At 60.3% G+C, this 18939-nt stretch carries 20 protein-coding genes; 6 read left to right on the forward strand and 14 right to left on the reverse strand.

Annotated elements, in window-relative coordinates; genetic code table 11:
- Positions 1-13: 13 nt before the first annotated feature.
- From B9Z43_RS09730 to B9Z43_RS09745, 5 genes are read right to left on the reverse strand one after another with little or no spacing between them, the layout of a single operon-like run.
- Complete coding sequence (locus B9Z43_RS09730) at positions 14-916, reverse strand: 2-dehydro-3-deoxygalactonokinase (RefSeq protein WP_108324911.1); 903 nt, start codon at positions 914-916, stop codon at positions 14-16.
- On the reverse strand, positions 913-1848 hold the full coding sequence (locus tag B9Z43_RS09735) for a sugar kinase (protein ID WP_108324913.1): 936 nt from the start codon (positions 1846-1848) through the stop codon (positions 913-915). Before B9Z43_RS09735 ends, B9Z43_RS09730 begins: the two co-directional genes overlap by 4 nt.
- A gap of 7 nt (positions 1849-1855) precedes the next feature.
- Positions 1856-2860, reverse strand: a complete 1005-nt coding sequence (gene denD / locus B9Z43_RS09740) for a D-erythronate dehydrogenase (protein ID WP_108324915.1) — start codon at positions 2858-2860, stop codon at positions 1856-1858.
- The gene (locus tag B9Z43_RS17040; RefSeq protein ID WP_146183927.1) at positions 2860-3138 is read right to left on the reverse strand and encodes a hypothetical protein; all 279 of its coding nucleotides are present in this window, start codon (positions 3136-3138) and stop codon (positions 2860-2862) included. The genes denD and B9Z43_RS17040 overlap by 1 nt, the downstream gene beginning before the upstream one ends.
- Positions 3138-4874, reverse strand: coding sequence for an IlvD/Edd family dehydratase (locus B9Z43_RS09745; protein WP_108324917.1), 1737 nt, complete (start codon positions 4872-4874; stop codon positions 3138-3140). Before B9Z43_RS09745 ends, B9Z43_RS17040 begins: the two co-directional genes overlap by 1 nt.
- A 185-nt stretch (positions 4875-5059) precedes the next feature.
- Here B9Z43_RS09745 and B9Z43_RS09750 point away from each other — a divergent pair, with 185 nt between their 5' ends.
- The 5 genes from B9Z43_RS09750 (at position 5060) to B9Z43_RS09770 (ending at position 9962) form a co-directional block, all read left to right on the forward strand.
- Positions 5060-5803: a FadR/GntR family transcriptional regulator gene (locus tag B9Z43_RS09750; protein ID WP_108324919.1), complete on the forward strand. Its 744-nt coding sequence runs from the start codon at positions 5060-5062 to the stop codon at positions 5801-5803.
- 14 nt (positions 5804-5817) lie between these two features.
- Positions 5818-6363: a TRAP transporter small permease gene (locus tag B9Z43_RS09755; RefSeq protein ID WP_108324921.1), complete on the forward strand. Its 546-nt coding sequence runs from the start codon at positions 5818-5820 to the stop codon at positions 6361-6363.
- On the forward strand, positions 6360-7658 hold the full coding sequence (locus B9Z43_RS09760) for a TRAP transporter large permease subunit (RefSeq protein WP_108324923.1): 1299 nt from the start codon (positions 6360-6362) through the stop codon (positions 7656-7658). Before B9Z43_RS09755 ends, B9Z43_RS09760 begins: the two co-directional genes overlap by 4 nt.
- Before the next feature lie 36 nt (positions 7659-7694).
- The gene (locus tag B9Z43_RS09765) at positions 7695-8702 is read left to right on the forward strand and encodes a TRAP transporter substrate-binding protein (protein WP_108324925.1); all 1008 of its coding nucleotides are present in this window, start codon (positions 7695-7697) and stop codon (positions 8700-8702) included.
- A gap of 66 nt (positions 8703-8768) precedes the next feature.
- On the forward strand, positions 8769-9962 hold the full coding sequence (locus tag B9Z43_RS09770; protein WP_108324927.1) for a mandelate racemase/muconate lactonizing enzyme family protein: 1194 nt from the start codon (positions 8769-8771) through the stop codon (positions 9960-9962).
- Between the two features lie 345 nt (positions 9963-10307).
- Here the strand turns inward: B9Z43_RS09770 and B9Z43_RS09775 are convergent, their stop codons facing one another.
- From B9Z43_RS09775 to B9Z43_RS09815, 9 genes are read right to left on the reverse strand one after another with little or no spacing between them, the layout of a single operon-like run.
- Positions 10308-11057 (reverse strand): SDR family oxidoreductase, encoded by a 750-nt coding sequence (locus B9Z43_RS09775; RefSeq protein ID WP_108324929.1) that lies wholly within the window; start codon positions 11055-11057, stop codon positions 10308-10310.
- A 39-nt stretch (positions 11058-11096) separates the two neighbouring features.
- Positions 11097-12137 (reverse strand): L-idonate 5-dehydrogenase, encoded by a 1041-nt coding sequence (locus B9Z43_RS09780; RefSeq protein WP_108324931.1) that lies wholly within the window; start codon positions 12135-12137, stop codon positions 11097-11099.
- A gap of 21 nt (positions 12138-12158) precedes the next feature.
- Positions 12159-12941, reverse strand: coding sequence for a glucose 1-dehydrogenase (locus B9Z43_RS09785; RefSeq protein WP_108324934.1), 783 nt, complete (start codon positions 12939-12941; stop codon positions 12159-12161).
- On the reverse strand, positions 12923-14206 hold the full coding sequence (locus tag B9Z43_RS09790) for a TRAP transporter large permease (RefSeq protein ID WP_108324936.1): 1284 nt from the start codon (positions 14204-14206) through the stop codon (positions 12923-12925). The genes B9Z43_RS09785 and B9Z43_RS09790 overlap by 19 nt, the downstream gene beginning before the upstream one ends.
- Entirely contained in the window at positions 14203-14742 is a 540-nt protein-coding gene (locus B9Z43_RS09795; protein ID WP_108324938.1) for a TRAP transporter small permease, read from the reverse strand. Before B9Z43_RS09795 ends, B9Z43_RS09790 begins: the two co-directional genes overlap by 4 nt.
- Before the next feature lie 55 nt (positions 14743-14797).
- Entirely contained in the window at positions 14798-15772 is a 975-nt protein-coding gene (locus B9Z43_RS09800) for a TRAP transporter substrate-binding protein (RefSeq protein WP_108324940.1), read from the reverse strand.
- Positions 15773-15809: 37 nt separating this feature from the next.
- Positions 15810-16148, reverse strand: coding sequence for a hypothetical protein (locus tag B9Z43_RS09805; RefSeq protein ID WP_108324942.1), 339 nt, complete (start codon positions 16146-16148; stop codon positions 15810-15812).
- A gap of 17 nt (positions 16149-16165) precedes the next feature.
- On the reverse strand, positions 16166-16702 hold the full coding sequence (locus tag B9Z43_RS09810) for a gluconokinase (RefSeq protein WP_108324944.1): 537 nt from the start codon (positions 16700-16702) through the stop codon (positions 16166-16168).
- 16 nt (positions 16703-16718) lie between these two features.
- Positions 16719-17678, reverse strand: a complete 960-nt coding sequence (locus B9Z43_RS09815; protein WP_108325550.1) for a 2-hydroxyacid dehydrogenase — start codon at positions 17676-17678, stop codon at positions 16719-16721.
- A 191-nt stretch (positions 17679-17869) separates the two neighbouring features.
- Between B9Z43_RS09815 and B9Z43_RS09820 the strand changes: the two genes are divergently transcribed.
- Complete coding sequence (locus B9Z43_RS09820) at positions 17870-18925, forward strand: LacI family DNA-binding transcriptional regulator (protein WP_108324946.1); 1056 nt, start codon at positions 17870-17872, stop codon at positions 18923-18925.
- Positions 18926-18939: the final 14 nt, after the last annotated feature.

Below are 18939 nucleotides of genomic sequence, written 5' to 3' on the forward strand. Positions count from 1 at the left end.
GTGTGGTGTTCCGTCAGGCCGTCAGTTGTTGGGCCAGTGCGGCATGGCCAGCCCAGGTGGCTTCGTCGCCCAAGCTGTGGCTGCTCAGCCCCAAGCTGTGCAAAGCCGCCGCGTAGCGCTGCGTGAGCAAGGCGCTGCCCACCAGCAGCACGGTGCTGCCGGGTCGGGCCATGGTGCGAAGTTCCTCGCCGATCAACAGGCCCGACAAAAAAGACGGGTGTTGCGCAGCAGGCAGGCTGCCAAACAGGGCCAGGGTGCGGGTGGCGAAGATGCTGGACAAAACACTGGGTGTGCGTTGCGCCAACTGCGCGCCGTGCACAAAAGCGTCTTCGTGCCAAGGCGCATCGGTGGGCAGGGTGCGCGAGAGGATGGAATGCTGGCTCAGCAAGGCAAACACTTCGCCGGTCATGAAGCTGCGAAAGCCCGTCACGCGGCCTTGCGCGACCTGCGCCCACTTGCTGTGCGTGCCGGGCAAGACCACGGTGGCATCGCGCAGACCGGTCAAGGCCAGCGCACCGAAAATCTGGATTTCTTCGCCGCGCATCACATCGTGCTGCGGAACGGGCAAGCCGTCATCGTGCAGGCAGCTCAGGCCGGGCACGATGGCCACGCGCCCTGCTTGCAACCACAGCAGTCGTGCGGCCAATTCGTCAAAGCCTGCAGGGCAAGGGCAGTAGGGCGCTTCTTGCCAACCCTGCTGGCTGCCCGCCATGCCCGAGATCATGCACAGGGCGCCTTGGGCCTGCATCCAGTCGCCAAAGCATTCTTGAAACACAGCATCAAACTGGCCGGGGGCCACGGTCATGATGCCGCGTGGGAATTGTCGCGATTCAAGGACCTGGCCTGCCGCAGCCAGCCGCGCCCCGCGCAAGCTGCTGGTGCCCCAGTCCACGGCGATCAAGGTGCGCTGGCTCATGACCGTAGGTATTTCATCACCGCATCGGGGCGGGGCAAAGGGGCCACCGCGCCATAGCCTTGCACCGACAAGGCAGCCGCTGCGTTGGCATAGGCGGTCGCGGTCCACAAGTCATCGCCTTGGGACAATCGAGCCAGCAGGTTGCCCGCAAAGCAGTCACCCGCGCCTGTCGCGTCCACCGCTTGAACCGCCAGCCCGGGCACACGCCGCTGGGTTTGGCCATCGGATGCCAAGGCCCCCTCGGCACCCAGCTTGAGCACCACCTGCTGCGCGCCTTGGGCATGGCTCCAGTCGATGATGGCCTGGGGCTCGGTCAAACCGGTCAGGGCCGTGATGTCCTCCAGGCTGGGCAAAAACAAATCACACAGACCGATGGCGTGGGTGATGCAGGCTTGTGCACGGGCCAGTGGCCACAGCGACAAGCGCAAGTTGGAGTCGAACGCCACCCGCGTGCCCGATGTGCGGGCCACTTGCATGGCGGCCAAGGCGGTGTCACAGGCCGATGCCGAAATCGCGAGGCTGATGCCCGACACGTGCAGCCAGCGGCTGGCCGAAATGGCGCTATGCCATGTGGCGGCATCGGCCGCTTGCATGCGGCTGGCGGCCGATCCGGCGCGGGCGTAGCTGAAATGGTGGCCTTGCGCATCGTGGCTGACAAAGTACATGCCGGTGGGGGCGTTGGCATCGCGCAGCACGGCAGCCGTGTTCACGTTTTCGCTGTGCCACACATCCATCAGGCGATCGCCCCAGCGGTCAGTGCCCAGGCGCGTAAGGTAAGCCACTTGTGCGCCAGCCCTTGCGGCGGCAATGGCGGCGTTGCTGGTGTCGCCGCCAAAGCCTTGCAAGTACAAAGGGGGCTCGGCCTGGGTCTGGTTGAACTCGACCATGGCCTCGCCCAAGGCGACGATGTCCTGCGTTTTGTCAGCACTCATGTGTACTTCAGGCCAGGCCTTTCAGGGCATCGGCGGGGTAGCCGGGGCGGGTCTTGCAGTCTTCGATGTACTGTTCAATGATGGTTTCAAAGCTGTCGTCGGCACGCAGCCCCAGCGCGTGGGCACGCTCGAAGGTGCAGCCCTTGGCCCAGTTGTCCACGATGGCGGCGATGCGTTCGTCTTTCTCAAAAGTCACACGGGCACGCACGGCGGGGCCAGCGACTTTTTCCAGGGCAGCCAGCATGTCGCTGACCTTCACATTCAAGCCCGGCAGGTTCAGCGCCATGCGGCCACCGAAGGCTTCGCGGCTGGCTTCGAACACGGTGATCAAACCCTTGACGGTGTTGCCTGGTGAAGAAATCGGGTGCGAGACGTGGGCATCCACCGGGCAGGTAGAAGCCGTGCCCGCCAGAGGCTCACGGATGATGCCGCTGAAAAACGAAGACGCTGCGCCATTGGGCTTGCCTGGGCGAACCGCCACGGTCATCAGCCGTGCAGCGCGACCGTCGATGTAGCCCTTGCGGGTGTAGTCGGCCACCATGTACTCGATCATCAGCTTGTGCGTGCCGTAAGACGTTTGCGGCGTGGGCAAAGTGGTGTCGGCCACCAGCGCAGGCATGGGGTTGGCCGCATCAGGACCAAACACGGCCACCGAGCTGGCAAACACCAGACGGGAAGCCTTGCCCGAAGCCCGGATGCTGTCCAGCAGCAAGCGCGAGCTGTCCACGTTGGAGCGCAGGCCCAGGTCAAAGTCGAGTTCGCACTCGCCCGACACGGCGGATGCCAAATGGAACACGCCGTCAAATCCGCTTTTGAACAAATCGCCTTGCGCCAGCATGGGGCCAGCATGGCCCTTGACACGTGGGTCGGCCAGCAGGTCTGCTGGGGCAGGGAACAGGTCGGCAATCACCAGTTCGGTCACAGTTTGGCCGTTGAGCTGGCCTTTTTTCAAAATCTCGCGCGCCAAGCGGGCACCCAAAAATCCGGCACCGCCGGTGATCAAAATACGCATCAAAATTCTCCTGAAAAATTGAATGAATAGGGTGTGACGGTCATGCCAGACTTGGTCCGACATCCATCTTCAGCTGTCATGCCGGACTCGATCCGGCATCCACGGTGATTGGGTGATGGATCCCGGGTCAAGCCCGGGATGACAGAATTGGTGATGCCCCGGACGACAAAAGCGGTCGTGCCCTGCGCGTATGTCATGCCGGACTTGATCCGGCATCCACGGTGGTTGAGCGATGGATCCCGGGTCAAGCCCGGGATGACCGGGTTGATGTGGGCCATCAGTGGTTGTCTTTGGGCACGGCCGAACCGCGCTGGCCGACCAAAAAGTCCATATCCGCGCCTTCGTCGGCTTGCAGCACATGGTCAATGTAGAGCTTCCAGTAGCCTGACTGCATGGCCGGTGCAGGCTTTTCCCACAGGGACAATCGCTTGGCCAGTTCTTCGTCGCTGATGAGCAGCTGCAGTTTGCGCTCGGGCACGTTCAGCTCGATCATGTCGCCGTTTTGCACCACGGCCAACGGGCCACCGGCCGCGGCTTCGGGCGTGGTGTGCAGCACCACGGTGCCGTAAGCGGTGCCGCTCATGCGGGCATCCGAGATGCGCACCATGTCGGTGATGCCTTTGCGCAGCACCTTGGGTGGCAGCGGCATGTTGCCCACCTCGGCCATGCCGGGGTAGCCCTTGGGGCCGCAGTTCTTGAGCACCAGAATGCAGTTTTCGTCGACGTCCAGGTTCTCGTCGTCGATGCGTTTGTGAAAGTCGTGGCTGTCTTCAAACACCACGGCGCGCCCGGTGTGCACCATCAGTGCTGGCGTGGCCGCGCTGGGTTTGATGACCGCGCCACGCGGGGCCAGGTTGCCGCGCAAGATGGCGATGCCCGCTTTTTCCTTGAAGGGTTCGTCAAACTTCTTGATGACGCGCGGGTCGTAGTTCACGGCGCTGGCGATGTTCTCGCTCACGGTCTTGCCGCTCACCGTGACGATGTCTTTGTGCAGCAGGTGCTCGATCTCTTTCATGATCACGGGCAAACCACCGGCATAGCAAAAGTCTTCCATCAGGTGGTCACCTGAGGGTTGCAAATTCAAGAGGCAAGGCAGCTCACTGCCCAAACGCTCGAAGTCGTCCACGGTGAGCTTGAGGCCCAGGCGGCCTGCAATCGCAATCAAGTGGATCACCGCGTTGGTCGAGCCACCAATGGCGGCCAGCGTGCGGATGGCGTTTTCAAAGGCTTCGCGCGTCAGCACCTTGCTGATGGTCTGGTCGGTGTGCACCATCTCGACGATGCGGCGACCGGCCTCGCGGGCCAACACATTGCGGCGGCCGTCCACAGCGGGGTAGGCGGCGTTGCCCGGCAGGCCAATGCCCAAGGCTTCGACCATGCTGGCCATGGTGCTGGCGGTGCCCATGGTCATGCAGTGGCCGTGGCTGCGGTGCATGCAGCTTTCAGCCTCAAAAAAGTCCGTCAGCTTCAGGGTGCCTGCACGCACTTGCTCGCTCATGCTCCACACGCCGGTGCCCGAGCCGAGTTCTTGCCCGCGCCATTTGCCGTTCAGCATGGGGCCGCCCGACACCCCAATGGTGGGCAAGCCCACGCTGGAAGCGCCCATCAGCAAGGAGGGTGTGGTTTTGTCGCAGCCCATGAGCAGCACCACGCCGTCGATCGGGTTGCCGCGAATGCTCTCTTCGACGTCCATGGACGCCAAGTTGCGGTACAGCATGGCAGTTGGGCGCAACAGGGTTTCGCCCAGCGACATCACTGGAAACTCAAGGGGAAAGCCACCCGCCTCATACACACCGATCTTGACCTGCTCGGCCAAGGTGCGAAAGTGCGAGTTGCAAGGCGTGAGTTCGCTGAAGGTGTTGCAGATGCCGATGACGGGGCGGCCATCAAACTGGTCGTGCGGCACGCCTTTGCCCTTGACCCAGCTGCGGTAGGCGAAGCCGTCGCGGTCTTGGCGGCCAAACCATTGCTGGCTGCGGAGTTCTTCGGGTTTTTTGCGTGAAGATGAAGACATGGTGGTGTAAGAAGGATGGGGGAAATAAAACGATTCAATCGTATGATGATAGAGAAAAATCGATTCAGATGTAAACCGTGTGACATGGGTAAAAACCCTTGACGCGCACCCGACACATACAGGGTTTTCCTCAGTGCTTGGGCGACGTTCATTCATCATATGATTGACGCCAATGGATTTTCTGCATGGTTAAAAACGTACACGGTCACACGCTGGATTTGCTGGGACAGGCCATTCTGTCCGGGCGATATGCCGTGGGCGCTAGCCTGCCGCCAGAGCCCGTGCTTTGCGAAGAGCTGGGGGTCAGTCGCACGGTGGTGCGCGAAGCCATCAAGTCGCTGGTGGCCAAGGGCCTGATTTCCACCGGCCCCAAGGTGGGCACACGCGTCTTGACCGACGAGCAGTGGAATTGGTTTGACCCGGATGTGATCACTTGGCAGGCCCAAGCGGGCTTGACGCCTCAGTTTTTGCGGGATTTGCAAGAGTTGCGTGCTGTGGTGGAACCCGCCGCAGTCCGCATGGCCGCCGAAAAGGCGACCGCTGCTGACATCGCCGAAATGGAAGACGCCTACCAGGGCATGAAATATGCGATTGAAAACGGGGGCGACTATGTCGTACACGACTTGCGCTTCCATCAAGGTTTGTTGACGGCGTCTCACAACCGCATGCTGGTTCAAATGGGCAAGGCGCTTGGTGCCTTGCTGCGCACCAGTTTCGAGCTGTCGACGCGCATCAAGGATGGTCCGCGCAGCTCCTTGCCTTTGCACCGGGCCGTGCTTGATGCCGTGATCGCGCATTCACCGGCCAAAGCCGAGCGGGCGCTGATGGTGCTGATCAATGGGGCCAACGACGACATTGAACGCGTGCTGTCCACGCGTCGAAAATTACCCCGCGTTTCGGGCATGCCCACGCGATCGAGCAAAGTTTGAAGGTGAGCTGCTGAATGCAAAAAATCATTGATCTGTTTTTCAAGTTCCTGGAGCTGCTGGTGGTCCTCTGTCTGGTGGCCATGGTGTTCATGGTCTTTGGCAACGTGGTGCTGCGCTACGGCTTTAACTCGGGCATTGATATTTCAGATGAAATGTCGCGCTACTGCTTCATCTGGCTGACCTACATCGGGGCCATGGTGGCCATGCGCGACAAGGGCCATTTGGGCGTGGACAGCTTGGTGCGTCGCTTGTCATTGCGGGGCAAACAAACCTGCTTCTTCTTGAGCGAGTCCTTGATGTTGGCTTGCAATATTTTGTTTTTGATGGGCACTTGGCAAATGCACGAATTGCAAGTGAGCAATGTGTCCCCCGTGGTGGGCATTTCCATGATTTGGGTTTATGGCATTGGTTATGTGGTCAGCGTGGTCATGGCCATCATCAACTTGTCCATGCTTTACAAATTGTTGACGGGGCAATTGCGCGAAGAAGATCTGGTGGTCGTCATCGAGTCTGAAGACACAGCGGATTTGCCACCTGCTCACACCGGGAGCCGCGCATGACCGTCAGCATTTTTGTTCTCAGCCTGCTGGCCGCCATGGCCATCGGCATGCCGATCGCCTATTCCTTGCTGGTTTGCGGTTTGTCCTTGATGGCTTACCTGGCTGCAACCGGCGTCATTCCGGCCTTTGACAGCCAAATTCTGGCGCAGCGCTTTGTGGACGGCGCAGACAACTTCCCTTTGTTGGCGGTGCCGTTTTTCTTGCTCGCGGGTGAATTCATGAACGCAGGCGGTTTGAGCCGCCGCATCGTGAACATGGCCATGGCTTGGGTGGGGCATTTCCGAGGGGGGCTGGGTTATGTGGCGGTCATGGCCGCCATCATCATGGCGTCGCTCTCGGGCTCGGCGGTTGCCGATACCGCAGCGTTGGCCGCCCTGTTGATCCCCATGATGCGTGCTGCGGGTTATGACGTGGGGCGATCTGCAGGTCTGATTGCCGCAGGCGGCATCATCGCGCCCGTGATTCCGCCGTCCATTGGCTTCATCATTTTTGGCGTGGCCGCCAACGTGTCCATCACCAAGTTGTTCATCGCTGGCATCGTGCCGGGTGTGATGATGGGGGTGGCCATTGGCTTGGCCTGGTGGTGGGTGGCCAAACGTGACAACGTGCAGCCTGCACCACGCATGTCATTGAGCGAAAAATTGCGCGCAACGCGCGAAGGTTTGCTGGCTTTCGGTTTGCCCGTGTTCATCATTGGCGGCATGAAGTTCGGGGTGTTCACGCCGACCGAGGCCGCTGTGGTGGCGGCTGTTTACAGTTTCTTGGTCGGCGCTTTTGTTTACCGCGAGTTGCAGTGGTCCAAGCTTTACGGCTTGATCTTGACGGCAGGCAAAACCACCGCTGTGATCATGTTCCTGGTGGCGGCAGCCATGGTCAGCGCTTGGTTGATCACGGTGGCCAACATTCCTGCAGAAGTGGCCAAAATGATGGAGCCCTTCATGGACAACAAGATGCTGTTGATGGTGATCTTGATGCTGTTGGTCATCGTGGTGGGCACCGCGCTCGACTTCACACCGACAGTGCTGATCCTGACACCTGTGCTCATGCCCTTGGTCAAACAAGCCGGTATTGACCCCGTTTATTTTGGCGTCATGTTCATCATGAACAACGCCATCGGCCTGATCACACCGCCTGTGGGCACGGTGCTCAATGTGGTGTGTGGCGTGGCCCGAATCAACATGGACACGGCATTCAAAGGGGTGATGCCGTTCCTGCTCGCGCAACTGGCGGTGCTGTTTTTGCTGGTGGCGTTCCCTTCTTTGGTGATCGTGCCCATGAAGTGGATGTTGAGCTGATTTTTTAACCCTGTGTTCAATCTTGAGGAGACAAACATGTTCAAACGCAGAAATCTGGTGACCCTGTTGGCGGGCACATTCCTGGTCGCAAGCGGTGCCATGGCACAGTTCGCCGACCGCAACATCAAATTCACCAACGGTGTGAACGAAGACCACCCGGTCGGTGTCGGCGTCAAAAAAATGCAAGAAATCTTGGCCGCCAAAACCGGTGGCAAGATGAAAATCACGGCCTTCTGGGGCGGCTCTGCTGGCGGTGACTTGCAAGCCACCCAAGCCCTGCGCGCGGGCACCCAAGAGATGGTGTGCACCTCCAGCTCGCCGCTGGTGGGCATCGTCAAGGAACTGGGCGTCTTCGATCTGCCCTTCTTGTTTGCCAACGAAAAAGAAGCCGATGCGGTGCTCGACGGCGCTGCAGGCAAATACTTCAATGCCAAGCTCGAAGCGGCTGGCTTGGTGAACCTGGCTTACTGGGAAAACGGTTTCCGTAACCTCACCAACAGCAAGCGCCCAGTGACCAAGCTGGAAGACTTTGACGGCGTCAAAGTGCGCGTCATGCAAAACAACATCTTCCTGGACACCTTCAAGACCCTGGGCACCAATGCTGTGCCCATGGCCTTCCCGGAGGTGTTCACAGCGCTTGAGACCAAGACCATCGACGGTCAGGAAAACCCCTTCGTGACCATTGAAACCTCCAAGTTCAATGAAGTACAAAAGTACCTGAGCGTGACGCGTCACGCCTACACGCCTTTCCTGATTCTTTACAGCAAAAAGCTGTGGGACCAGCTCAACCCTCAGGAGCAGGCCGTTTTGCGTGAAGCCGCCATGGAAGGGCAGAAAGTGGAGCGCGCAGCCAACCGTACTTTGAATGAAAAGTCGCTGGCCACGTTGAAGACCAAGGGCATGCAGGTCAACGAAGTGAGCGCAGCCGAACAGAACCGCATCCGCGCCAAAGTGGCTTCGGTCTATGACAAGCACAAGGACTCGATCGGTGCCGACGCCATCAAGGTTGTGCAAGATGAGTTGAAAAAAGCACGCGGCGGTTGATCCACTGCCGTCAGCCCCACAGCCACAAGCTGTGGGGCTTTTTTAACGTCTGAAATTGGACTCGCCATGAAAATCACGCAACTCGAAACCATCCGCCTGGACGAATTTCCCAACATCATCTGGGTGCGATTGCACACCGACGAGGGCTTGGTGGGCTTGGGCGAAACCTTCATGGGCGCGCAGGCGGTGGAGGCTTATTTGCACGAGTGGGTGGCCCCCAAATTGATGGGACAAGACCCGCTGGCCATCGAGTCACGCCAGCGCGACATCACGGGCTATCTGGGCTGGCGTGGGTCCGGTGTCGAGACACGCGGCAACTCGGCAGTCGACATCGCGCTGTGGGACATCTTTGGCAAAGCCGCAGGCATGCCGGTCTACACGGCTTTGGGCGGCAAGAGCCGCGACGAGATCCGCGTGTACAACACCTGCGCGGGTTACCAGTACATCCGCAGCAACGTCAACCAGACCAGCAGCAATTGGGGTTTGGGCAACAACGCCGGGCCTTACGAAGACCTGCAAGGCTTTTTGCACCGTGCCGACGAGGTGGCCGAGTCGCTTTTGAACGAAGGCATCACCGGCATGAAGATCTGGCCTTTTGACATGGCCGCCGAAAAATCGCACGGCCAGTACATCAGCCCGCAAGACCTGAACACAGCGTTGGAGCCGTTTCGCAAGATCCGCAAAGCGGTGGGCGACAAGATGGACATCATGGTCGAGTTCCACAGCCTGTGGCGCTTGCCTATGGCGCAAAAGATTTCACGCGCCTTGCAAGAGTTCGACACCTTCTGGCACGAAGACGCGATCCGCATGGACAGCCTCGATTTGCTCAAGCAGTACGCGGTGGACTGCAAGGCTTTGATTTGTGCCAGCGAAACGCTCAGCTACAAATGGGGCTTCAAGGACTATTTGCAAACCGGCGTGGCGGGCGTGGCCATGCTCGATTTGAGCTGGTGTGGTGGCTTGACCGAAGCCCGCAAGATCGCCGCCATGGCCGACGCCTGGCAGCTGCCCGTGGCCCCGCACGACTGCACGGGGCCGGTGGTGTGGGCGGCCTCCACGCACTTGTCACTGCACGCGCCCAATGCGCTCATTCAGGAGAGTGTGCGGGCCTTTTACAGCGGTTGGTACAAGGAATTGGTGACCGAGTTGCCGCAGGTGAAAAACGGCATGATCAGCCTGAACGACAAACCCGGGCTGGGTCTGGAGCTGCTGCCCGACTTGCACAAGCGCGCCGATGCGGTGGTGCGTGTGAGCCGATAAAAAAAGGTCGCAAGGGTTCATGGATCCCGGATCAAGTCCGAGATGACAGGTTTAAAAAATCCAGGCTGACCGTCTTTGGATAGACAGGTGTGGCAATTTTTGAATTATGCGGGTTGACAGAAGCAGATGTCAGCGCCGCCCTGTTTTGTCATCCCGGGCGAAGACCCGGGATACATGGTGCAGTGCTGCTCTTTGCAATTGTCGGAAGTGGATCATGGATCCCGGAGCAAGTCCGGGATGACAGACTTAAAAATCCGGATGACACAAACGAAGGATGGCACAAGCGACGGATGCGCCCCAAATTGGCAAACTGCACAGGGGCGTATCACTCAGGCAGTCAGTGGATCAGCCACGCCCCACATAAGGCATGTTGGTCGCCATCACCGTGGTGAACAGGATGTTGGCCGACAAGGGCAGGCGGCTCATGCTCAGGAATGTTTCGACCACAGCCGACATGTCCATGCGAGGTTCGGGCTTGATGGTGCCGTCGGCCTGGGCCACGCCCTTGGCCATGCGCTCGGTCATGTCCGAGGCCACGTTGCCAATGTCGATCTGCCCCACAGCAATGCTGAAGGCGCGGCCGTCCAGCGAAGCGGCGCGGGTCAGGCCCGAGACGGCGTGCTTGGTGGCGGTGTAGGCGATCGAGCCGTAACGTGGCACATGGGCCGAGATGGAGCCATTGTTGATGATGCGGCCGCCTTGCGGACTTTGTTCCTGCATCAGCTTGAAGGCATACGACAGGCAATAAAACGCGCCATTGAGGTTCACATCCACCATGCGACGCCAGTCGTCGCCGGTCACGTCGCCAGGCAGTGTGGTGGGCAGCGAAATACCGGCGTTGTTGAACAGCAAATCCAGGCGACCGAATTGGGCTCGGACCTTGTCGAACAAGGCTTTGACCTGTTCTTCGCTGGACACGTCGGCGGGCATGGCCACGCCGTTGGCGGCATTGGCACCGGCTTTGGCAATGGTCTCTTGCAAGGCCTCTGCGCGGCGTCCGACCAGGACCACCTGCCAGCCTTCATTGAGCAATCCAAGGGCACACGCTTGGCCAATGCCTGAGCTGGCGCCAGTGACGAGGGCAACTTTTTTCATGGGTGAAGCTTTCTGAAATTCAAATACCAAAAGAGATTGTCACGCGTTCGCGAAAGAAATCTGTACCTTGAGCGACTGGCTCTTGTCGGCGGCCAGGTCAAAGGCTTCGATGGCGCGCTCCACTGGCAAGATGCCGGTGATCACGGGTTTGCCGTTGACCAGGCCTTCGTTCAAAAAGCGCACGGCGGTGGCAAATTCGGCGTGAAAACGGAAGGTGCCGCGCAGGTCCACTTCTTTGGCCACCACTTGTGTCATGGGCAGGCTGATGTCGCCGCCCATGCCCACGGTGATCAGCACGCCACGTGGCACGATGGTGTCCAGGCCCACGCGCAAAGCGGCTTCGCTGCCCGAGGCTTCGAACACGGCGTCAAACTGGCCTTTGTCCACTTTGTATTTGTCCAGCGCTTCCGGCTGGGTCTTCAGGTTGATGGTCTCGTCCGCGCCCATTTCCTTGGCGCACTTCAGCGGCAAATCGGCGATGTCGGCGGCCACGATGCGCGCTGCACCTGCACGGCGCAAAGCACCAATCAGCAGTGAGCCAATCGGGCCGCAACCTGTGACCAGGACCTGCTTGCCCAGCACGCTGCCTGCGCGCTGAATCGCGTGCAAGCCCACCGACAGGGGCTCTGCCAGCGCGGCTTCAGACAGGCTCAGGTGGTCAGCAATCGGGTGGGCCTGGTAGCCCTCGATGATGATTTGTTCGGAAAACGCGCCCTGGATGTGGGGGAAGGGCATGGCGCTGCCGTAAAAGCGCATGTTCAAGCAATGGTTGTGTTGCCCCGCCTGGCAAAAGCGGCAGTGGCCGCAAGGGCGCGAAGGCGAGATGGCGATGCGCTGGCCTTTGACCGTACCCTGAACGCCCGAGCCCAAACCATCGACCACGCCCGAGACTTCGTGCCCCAGCGCAATGGGTTGCTTGATGCGCACGGTGCCAAAGCCGCCGTGCTGGTAGTAATGCAGGTCCGAGCCGCAAATGCCACCGTAGGCCACATTCACGCGCAGCTGGTGTTCGCCCAAAGCGGGCAGTTCGGTGTTTTCAATGCGCAGGTCTTTGGCCGAGTGGCAGACAACGGATTTCATGGGAGGTTCCTCGCAAAAGCTTCAAAGGGTGGCGGTCACGCCGCCGTCAACGTAAAGAATATGGCCGTTCACAAAGCGTGAGGCGTCACTGGCCAAAAAGACCGCCGCGCCGCCCAGGTCTTGCACATCGCCCCAGCGGCGGCTGGGTGTGCGGCCCACCAGCCAGCTGCTGAACGTGGGGTCATCGACCAGCTTTTGGTTGAGTTCTGTTTTGAAGTAACCCGGCCCAATGCCGTTGACGTTGATGCCAAACTGGCCCCAGTCAATCGCCATGCCTTTGGTCAGCATCTTCACCGCGCCCTTGGTGGCGGTGTAGGGCGCGATGCCGGGGCGACCCAGCTCGCTTTGCACCGAGCAGATGTTGATGATCTTGCCGCGTCCACGCGGGATCATTTTTTTGGCCACTGCCTGGCCCACGAAATACACGCTGTCCAGGTTGGTCTTCATGATGGTGTGCCAGTCGGCGTCCTGGTACTCGTGCAGCGGGCCGCGAATCTGCATGCCCGCGTTGTTGACCAAAATGTCAATCGGGCCTTCGGCCTCGATCTGCTCCACCGCCGCACGCACGCTGTCGGCCTCGGTCACGTCAAACACCGCTGTGCTGACCGACAAGCCCTGGGCTTGCAGAGCATGCGCTGCCGCATCCACCTTGCTGGCGGTGCGGCCATTCAAAATGACATGGGCACCCGCTTGCGCCAGGGCCTCGGCCAAAGCCAGGCCAATGCCAGCCGACGAGCCCGTGATCAGGGCGCGGCGGCCCTTGAGTTGGAAAGTGTCGAGAACGTTCATTTCATCAGCAACCATTTGAGAGGCATCATGACCAGGCTTGGGAAGGCGATCAAAGTCCCCATCACCACGACTTGGGACAAGAGGAAGGGCATGACGCCACGGATGACGTCGTGCATCGGGATGCGGCCCACGCCGCACACCACGTTGAGCACCGTGCCCACAGGCGGTGTGAGCAAACCGATGGCGTTGTTGATGATGAACAGCACGCCAAAGTAGACCGGGTCAATGCCCGCCTCGCGCACCAAGGGCATCAGCACGGGCGTCAAGATCAGCACCGTGGGCGCAAAGTCCAGCGCCGTGCCCACAATCATCACCAGCAGCATCAGCATGACCATCAACAAAGTTTGGTTGTCGATGAAGGGCCGCAAAATTTCGACGATCTGCGCCGGGATGTTGGCCACCGTGATCAGCCACGCCGACACCAGAGCGGCTGCCACCAGGAACATCACCACCGACGACGTTTTAGCGGCTGCCAGAATGATGCGGTACAGGTCTTTGAACTTGATTTCGCGGTAGATGAACAAGCCCACGAACAGCGAATACACCACGGCCACCACGGCCGCTTCGGTGGGGGTGAAGATGCCCATCTTCATGCCGCCGATGATGGTGATGGCCAGCAGGTAAGACCAGAACGCGTTGATCGTCACCGAGATGCGTTTTTTGAACGGCACCTTTTCGGCCACCACCACCTTGTCTTTGCGCGCCACGATCCACCAGGTCACGATCAGGGCCAGGCCCATCAGGATGCCGGGAAAGATGCCCGCCATGAAGAGTTTGGAGATGGACACGCCGCCAATCACGCCAAACAAAATGAAGCCAATTGAAGGCGGAATGACCGGCGCGATGATGCCGCCCGCCGCAATCAAGCCGGCAGAGCGGTCCATGCGGTAACCGGCGTCGCGCATCATGGGCATCAACACCGCAGCCAGTGCGGCAGTGTCAGCCACGGCCGAGCCCGACAGGCTGGCCATCACGATGGCAGCGAATACCGCCACATAGCCCAGGCCACCACGGAAGTGACCCACCCAGACCATGGCCGAGTTGACGATGCGCCGGCTCATGCCGCCTGCGTTCATCAACTCACCGGCCAGCATGAAAAAGGGCACGGCCATGAGCGGGAAGTTGTCGGCCCCGTTGATCAGGTTTTGCGACACGATTTGCGTGTCGAAGTTGTCCAGGTGCAGCATCAAGGCCACACCCGAGACGATGAGGGAAAAGGCCAGCGGCATGCCCAGCGCCATGGCGGCCAGCAGCGACACGATGAAAACAAGCACGGTCATTTGGTGGCCTCGTTGGTGTGCGCGGTCACGACTTCTTCGGAGTCTTGCACCTGGATCAAATCGGATTCATTGAAATTGCCTTTGGCCAGCTGAACCAGCTTGCCAATGATCATCAGGCCCATGGCCACGCTGGTGATGTAGCCCACGCCATAGACCCAGCTCATGGGGATTTCGGTGACGGCTGAGCGCGTGGTGGCATTGATGCTGTGCTGTTTGAGGGTGCCGTAAAACATCAGGGCGCAGCAGCCGAGCATCAGCACATTGGAGATGGCGAAAGCCGCTTTTTTGCCGCTGAGGCTGAGTTTACGCACCACAGAGTCCAATCCAAGATGGCCGTTTTCACGCATGGTGACAATCGCGCCCAGGAAGGTGATCCAGATGAACAAAAACCGCGACAACTCCTCCGAGCTGATGATGCCGTCGTTGAAGCCGTAGCGCAGCACCACGTTGCCAAACACCATGATGACCATGGCCGACAACATGATGACCAGCGTGAATTCCGCCAGCTTGAAGAAAAGGTCGTTGATTTTTTTCATACGTCATTCGCAAAAAAGCCCCCTCCAAAGAGGGGGCGTGATGTCTCTCAAACCATCACTTGGTGTCTTCGATGGCCTTGAGCAAAGCGGTGCCGCTCTTCTCGCCGAAGGTCTTGGCGATTTCAGCCGACACGATCTTCTGGAACGGGGCCATGTCCACGTTCTCGATCACTTGCATGCCCGATTTTTTGAGCTCTGCAATCACCTTGCCTGCGTTGGACGCGTTCAAGCCACGCTGGTAAGTGGCCGCTTCGCGTGCGGCATCCACCACCACTTTTTGGTAGTTGGCAGGCAGGCTGTCGAACTTGGCTTTGTTCATCGCCACGACCAGCGGCGAGTAAACGTGGTTGCTCACCGTCAGGTGCTTTTGAACTTCGTAGAACTTGGACGACCAGGTCACGTTGATCGGGTGCTCTTGCGCGTCAAAGGTGCCAGTTTCCAAAGCGGTGTACAGCTCGGCAATCGGCATGGGCGAAGGGTTCATGCCCAGCAGCTTGAACGCCTGGATGTGGTACGGGTTGGGTGTGGAGCGGATCTTCAAGCCCTTGAGGTCTTCGGGCTTGTTGACGGGGCGCTTGTTGTTGGTGAAAGCGCGCCAGCCGTTTTCCCAGTAAGCCAGACCTTTGAGGCCGTGCGGAGCCAACTCGTTGAGCACGCCCGTGCCCACGGCGCCATCCAGCACGGTGTAGGCGTGTTGCGCATTGCGGAACACAAAGGGCAATTCCATCGCTGCGGTGTTGGGCACGATGCCGTTGAAGTTGGAGGCGCCGCTGGAGACGATGTCAATCGTGCCGCCGCGTGTGCCGTTGATCATGGCCGCGTCATTGCCCAGTTGGTTGGCCGGGAACACGGTGATTTCCACATCACCGTTGGTGCGCTGCTTGACCAGTTCGGCCAGCTTCAGGGCGGCGGCGTGCTGGCCGTCGGTGGCGTTGACCGCGTGGCCCATTTTCAGGTTGAACTTGGCGGCGTAAGCGCTGGAGCCGACGGCAGCCACGAGGCAGGCGAGAAGGATGCGGGAAAGTTTCATGGTTTTGTCTCCTGGTTAATAGAACGGTCGAAAAAAATCAATCGGTGGGCAGCGCGAACTCCTGAGCGCTGAAGACGGTGTGAAACACAGTGCCATCGAACATGGCGATCAAATCCTTGGACACCTCGCGGCTTTCCATGCGCACGGCGGAAGCCAGCGCGATCTCGATCGACTCGCGGCTGGGGTAGCGCACCGACAGCACCATGCCAAAGTGCGGGTCATTCACGTCGCTCTCGACTTGGCGCAACACACGCACTTCTTGTGCGCCGGGAAAGCGCGTCCACAAGGGCACCAGCTTTTCGCGGATGTAGCGGTTGAAAGCGTCTTCCATGCCGGGTTTGACGTTGCCTTGGAAGAATGCACAGCGGATGAACATGAAGGGTCCTTTAAAAATCAGAGGGCAGGGTGCAGGCGCGAAGACGTTCTGGCCTGCAATGCGGCCAGCGCCTGCGCGACCATGTCTTGCACTGGTTCGGTGATGGGCAGGCGGATGACATCGGTCTCATCGGCCTGGGGTTTTTCGAGGGTGCGGAACTGGCTGTCCAGCAAGCCCGCTTGCATGTAGTGGCCCACGCGCTGGCGCATGCGTTGGTCGATCAGCTCAAAGTCGCCGTCCAGGAAAACAAAGCACACATCGCCCGCTTGCGCACGGATGCGGTCGCGGTAGACGCGCTTGAGCGCCGAGCAAGCGACCACGCGGCCCGGCGCCTCGGCTTGCGCCAGGTAGTCGCCAATGCGGTCCAGCCAGGGCCAGCGGTCGGCGTCTTGCAGGGCAATGCCCGCGCGCATCTTGGCCACGCTTTCCGCCAGGTGCAGGTCGTCGCCGTCCACCATCTGCAGACCCAGGCGCTGGCCCAGGGCGGCGGCCAGGGTCGACTTGCCGCAACCGGAGACCCCCATGACGATCAGGCGCATTGGCGTTGTGCTCATGTCGTGGGACTGGGAATCACTTCACCATCGCCATGCACTCGGGCACGGGCGTGCTCAGAGCTTGGCCCGATGTACCGGCCTGCATGTTGGCAAAAGCCAGATCGGCCATGGCTTGGCGGGTCTCATGGGTGGCGCTGGCCATGTGCGGTGTCAGCACCACGTTGCGCATGCTCCACAGTGCTTCGGGCACGTTCGGCTCGTTGGCAAACACATCGAGGCCTGCGCCTGCGATGGTGCCGTTTTGCAGCGCAGCGATCAGCGCCTCTTCATCGACCACGCTGCCACGCGCCACGTTGATCAGGAAGCCCCGCGCACCCAGCGCCTTGAGGACTTCGGCGTTGATCAGGTGTTTGGTGCCTGCGCCGCCGGGCGTGATGACCACCAGGAAATCCACGTTCGCGGCCAGCTCAGCTGCAGTGGGGAAGAATTGGAAACCAGAGTCGGCCTTTTCGCTGCGTGCGGTGTAGGCGATCGACATGCCAAAGCCGCTGGCGCGCTTGGCAATGGCTTTGCCGATGCGGCCCAGGCCCACGATGCCCAGGCGTGCGCCAGAGACTTTGCGGGCCAAGGGCATGGGGCCACTGGGCCACTGGCCTGCGCGCACAAACTGGTCGGCTTGCGGGATGGTGCGGCCCACCGACAGCACCAGGCCCATGGCCAGATCGGCCACATCGTCGGTCAGCACATCGGGTGTGTGGGTCACGGGAATGCCGTGCTCGATGGCGGCGGCCACATCCACACCGTCATAACCCACGCCGAACACCGACACCACCTTGGCGTTGGGCACTTGCGCCAGCAGGCTGCGCGGCACGCTGGCCTCACCCGTGCCTGCCACGCCCACGATGCGCGGGGCCAGTGCGGCAAAAGCAGCGGGGTCGGTGATGTGGGTGCGGTCGTGCACCGTGTAGACCGATTCCAGCGCTTTTTGATAGAAAGGGTGGAGTTTGGCCACGGCCAGCACTTCGGGTTTGGACACTTCAATCACTCCAGTCGAAAAACGAGTCTTGGACAGCGCTGTCCAATGAATTCAAAAAAAAGCGAGAACGAAGATTTTAGCGTTGGCTTCGTGAATCAGGGTTTTCCACGAAAAATTCAAAACTTCGCCCCAAACTTTGGGATAGCGCTATCCTATCGACTGACGCACCGAATTTTTCTCCGGATTAACCCTTGCCCAACGCTTCTGATTCACTTCCCAAGGCGCCCAAAAGCCACCGTGCCACTGGCCGCATCACGCTGAGCGATGTGGCCCGCGCCGCAGGGGTCAGCCCCAGCACCGTGTCCCGTGCCTTGCGGGGCGAAAGGGCCGTAGACCCGGCCCTGATCGAACGCGTGCAGGCCGTGTCGGCCAAGCTCGGTTATGTGCCCGACCCAGCCGCACGCGCCTTGGCTTCGCAGCGCAGCAACCACGTGGCCATCCTGATCCCGCTGCTGTCCAACGCCCTGTTTGTGGACCTGCTCGACGCGGCCCAGAAAACCCTGCGTGCAGGCGGCTACCAAACCCTGATGGGCGTGACCCACTACGACGCCAGCGAAGAAGAACAGCTGCTGCGCGAACAACTGCTGCACCGTCCCGCAGGCCTTTTGGTCACGGGGCTTGACCACAACCCGGCGACCCGCAAACTCATGGAGAGCAGCCAGGTGCCCTGCGTGCACCTGATGGATCTTCCTGCTACAGACCGCGATGACGCCCCGTATTGCGTGGGCTTTCGTCAGACCGATGCAGGCGCCGCCATGACGCGGCATTTGTTGCAGACCGGCCGCAAGCGCATCGCTTTTGCCGCTGCGCAGCTCGACCCGCGTGTGATGCAGCGCCTGTACGGCTGGCGCAGTGCCTTGCAAGAGGCCGGTGTTTACGAACCCACGCTGGAATTTTTGAACCCCGCCCCCTCATCGCTGGCCTTGGGTGGCATCTTGTTCGAGCAAATCATGCAGCAGCGTCCAGCGGTGGACGCGATCTTCTTTTGCAACGACGACTTGGCGCAAGGCGCCCTCATGGCCGCGCTGCGCCTGGGCATTGCGGTGCCCTCACAAGTGGCCATCGCAGGCTTCAACGACCTGACCGGCAGCGACCAGATGCTGCCCACGCTCACCACGGTGCGCACACCGCGCGCCCAAATCGGCGAGGCGGCCGCGCACATGTTGCTGAGCTTGATGCGAAGCGAGGCGCCCGCTGCGCCGCAGCTCGACCTGGGCTTTGAAATCGTGCAGCGGCAAAGCAGCTGAGTATTCGGGAGATG

This window comes from Limnohabitans sp. MMS-10A-192 (genome assembly GCF_003063335.1).
Lineage (GTDB): Bacteria > Pseudomonadota > Gammaproteobacteria > Burkholderiales > Burkholderiaceae_C > Limnohabitans_A.

Bases quoted from the DNA above. Each gene is read 5' to 3' on its own strand.
- B9Z43_RS09730 (WP_108324911.1), bottom strand. From the start codon at position 916: ATGAGCCAGCGCACCTTGATCGCCGTGGACTGGGGCACCAGCAGCTTG.
- B9Z43_RS09735 (WP_108324913.1), bottom strand. From the start codon at position 1,848: ATGAGTGCTGACAAAACGCAGGACATCGTCGCCTTGGGCGAGGCCATG.
- denD (WP_108324915.1), bottom strand. From the start codon at position 2,860: ATGCGTATTTTGATCACCGGCGGTGCCGGATTTTTGGGTGCCCGCTTG.
- B9Z43_RS17040 (WP_146183927.1), bottom strand. From the start codon at position 3,138: ATGGCCCACATCAACCCGGTCATCCCGGGCTTGACCCGGGATCCATCG.
- B9Z43_RS09745 (WP_108324917.1), bottom strand. From the start codon at position 4,874: ATGTCTTCATCTTCACGCAAAAAACCCGAAGAACTCCGCAGCCAGCAA.
- B9Z43_RS09750 (WP_108324919.1), top strand. From the start codon at position 5,060: ATGGTTAAAAACGTACACGGTCACACGCTGGATTTGCTGGGACAGGCC.
- B9Z43_RS09755 (WP_108324921.1), top strand. From the start codon at position 5,818: ATGCAAAAAATCATTGATCTGTTTTTCAAGTTCCTGGAGCTGCTGGTG.
- B9Z43_RS09760 (WP_108324923.1), top strand. From the start codon at position 6,360: ATGACCGTCAGCATTTTTGTTCTCAGCCTGCTGGCCGCCATGGCCATC.
- B9Z43_RS09765 (WP_108324925.1), top strand. From the start codon at position 7,695: ATGTTCAAACGCAGAAATCTGGTGACCCTGTTGGCGGGCACATTCCTG.
- B9Z43_RS09770 (WP_108324927.1), top strand. From the start codon at position 8,769: ATGAAAATCACGCAACTCGAAACCATCCGCCTGGACGAATTTCCCAAC.
- B9Z43_RS09775 (WP_108324929.1), bottom strand. From the start codon at position 11,057: ATGAAAAAAGTTGCCCTCGTCACTGGCGCCAGCTCAGGCATTGGCCAA.
- B9Z43_RS09780 (WP_108324931.1), bottom strand. From the start codon at position 12,137: ATGAAATCCGTTGTCTGCCACTCGGCCAAAGACCTGCGCATTGAAAAC.
- B9Z43_RS09785 (WP_108324934.1), bottom strand. From the start codon at position 12,941: ATGGTTGCTGATGAAATGAACGTTCTCGACACTTTCCAACTCAAGGGC.
- B9Z43_RS09790 (WP_108324936.1), bottom strand. From the start codon at position 14,206: ATGACCGTGCTTGTTTTCATCGTGTCGCTGCTGGCCGCCATGGCGCTG.
- B9Z43_RS09795 (WP_108324938.1), bottom strand. From the start codon at position 14,742: ATGAAAAAAATCAACGACCTTTTCTTCAAGCTGGCGGAATTCACGCTG.
- B9Z43_RS09800 (WP_108324940.1), bottom strand. From the start codon at position 15,772: ATGAAACTTTCCCGCATCCTTCTCGCCTGCCTCGTGGCTGCCGTCGGC.
- B9Z43_RS09805 (WP_108324942.1), bottom strand. From the start codon at position 16,148: ATGTTCATCCGCTGTGCATTCTTCCAAGGCAACGTCAAACCCGGCATG.
- B9Z43_RS09810 (WP_108324944.1), bottom strand. From the start codon at position 16,702: ATGAGCACAACGCCAATGCGCCTGATCGTCATGGGGGTCTCCGGTTGC.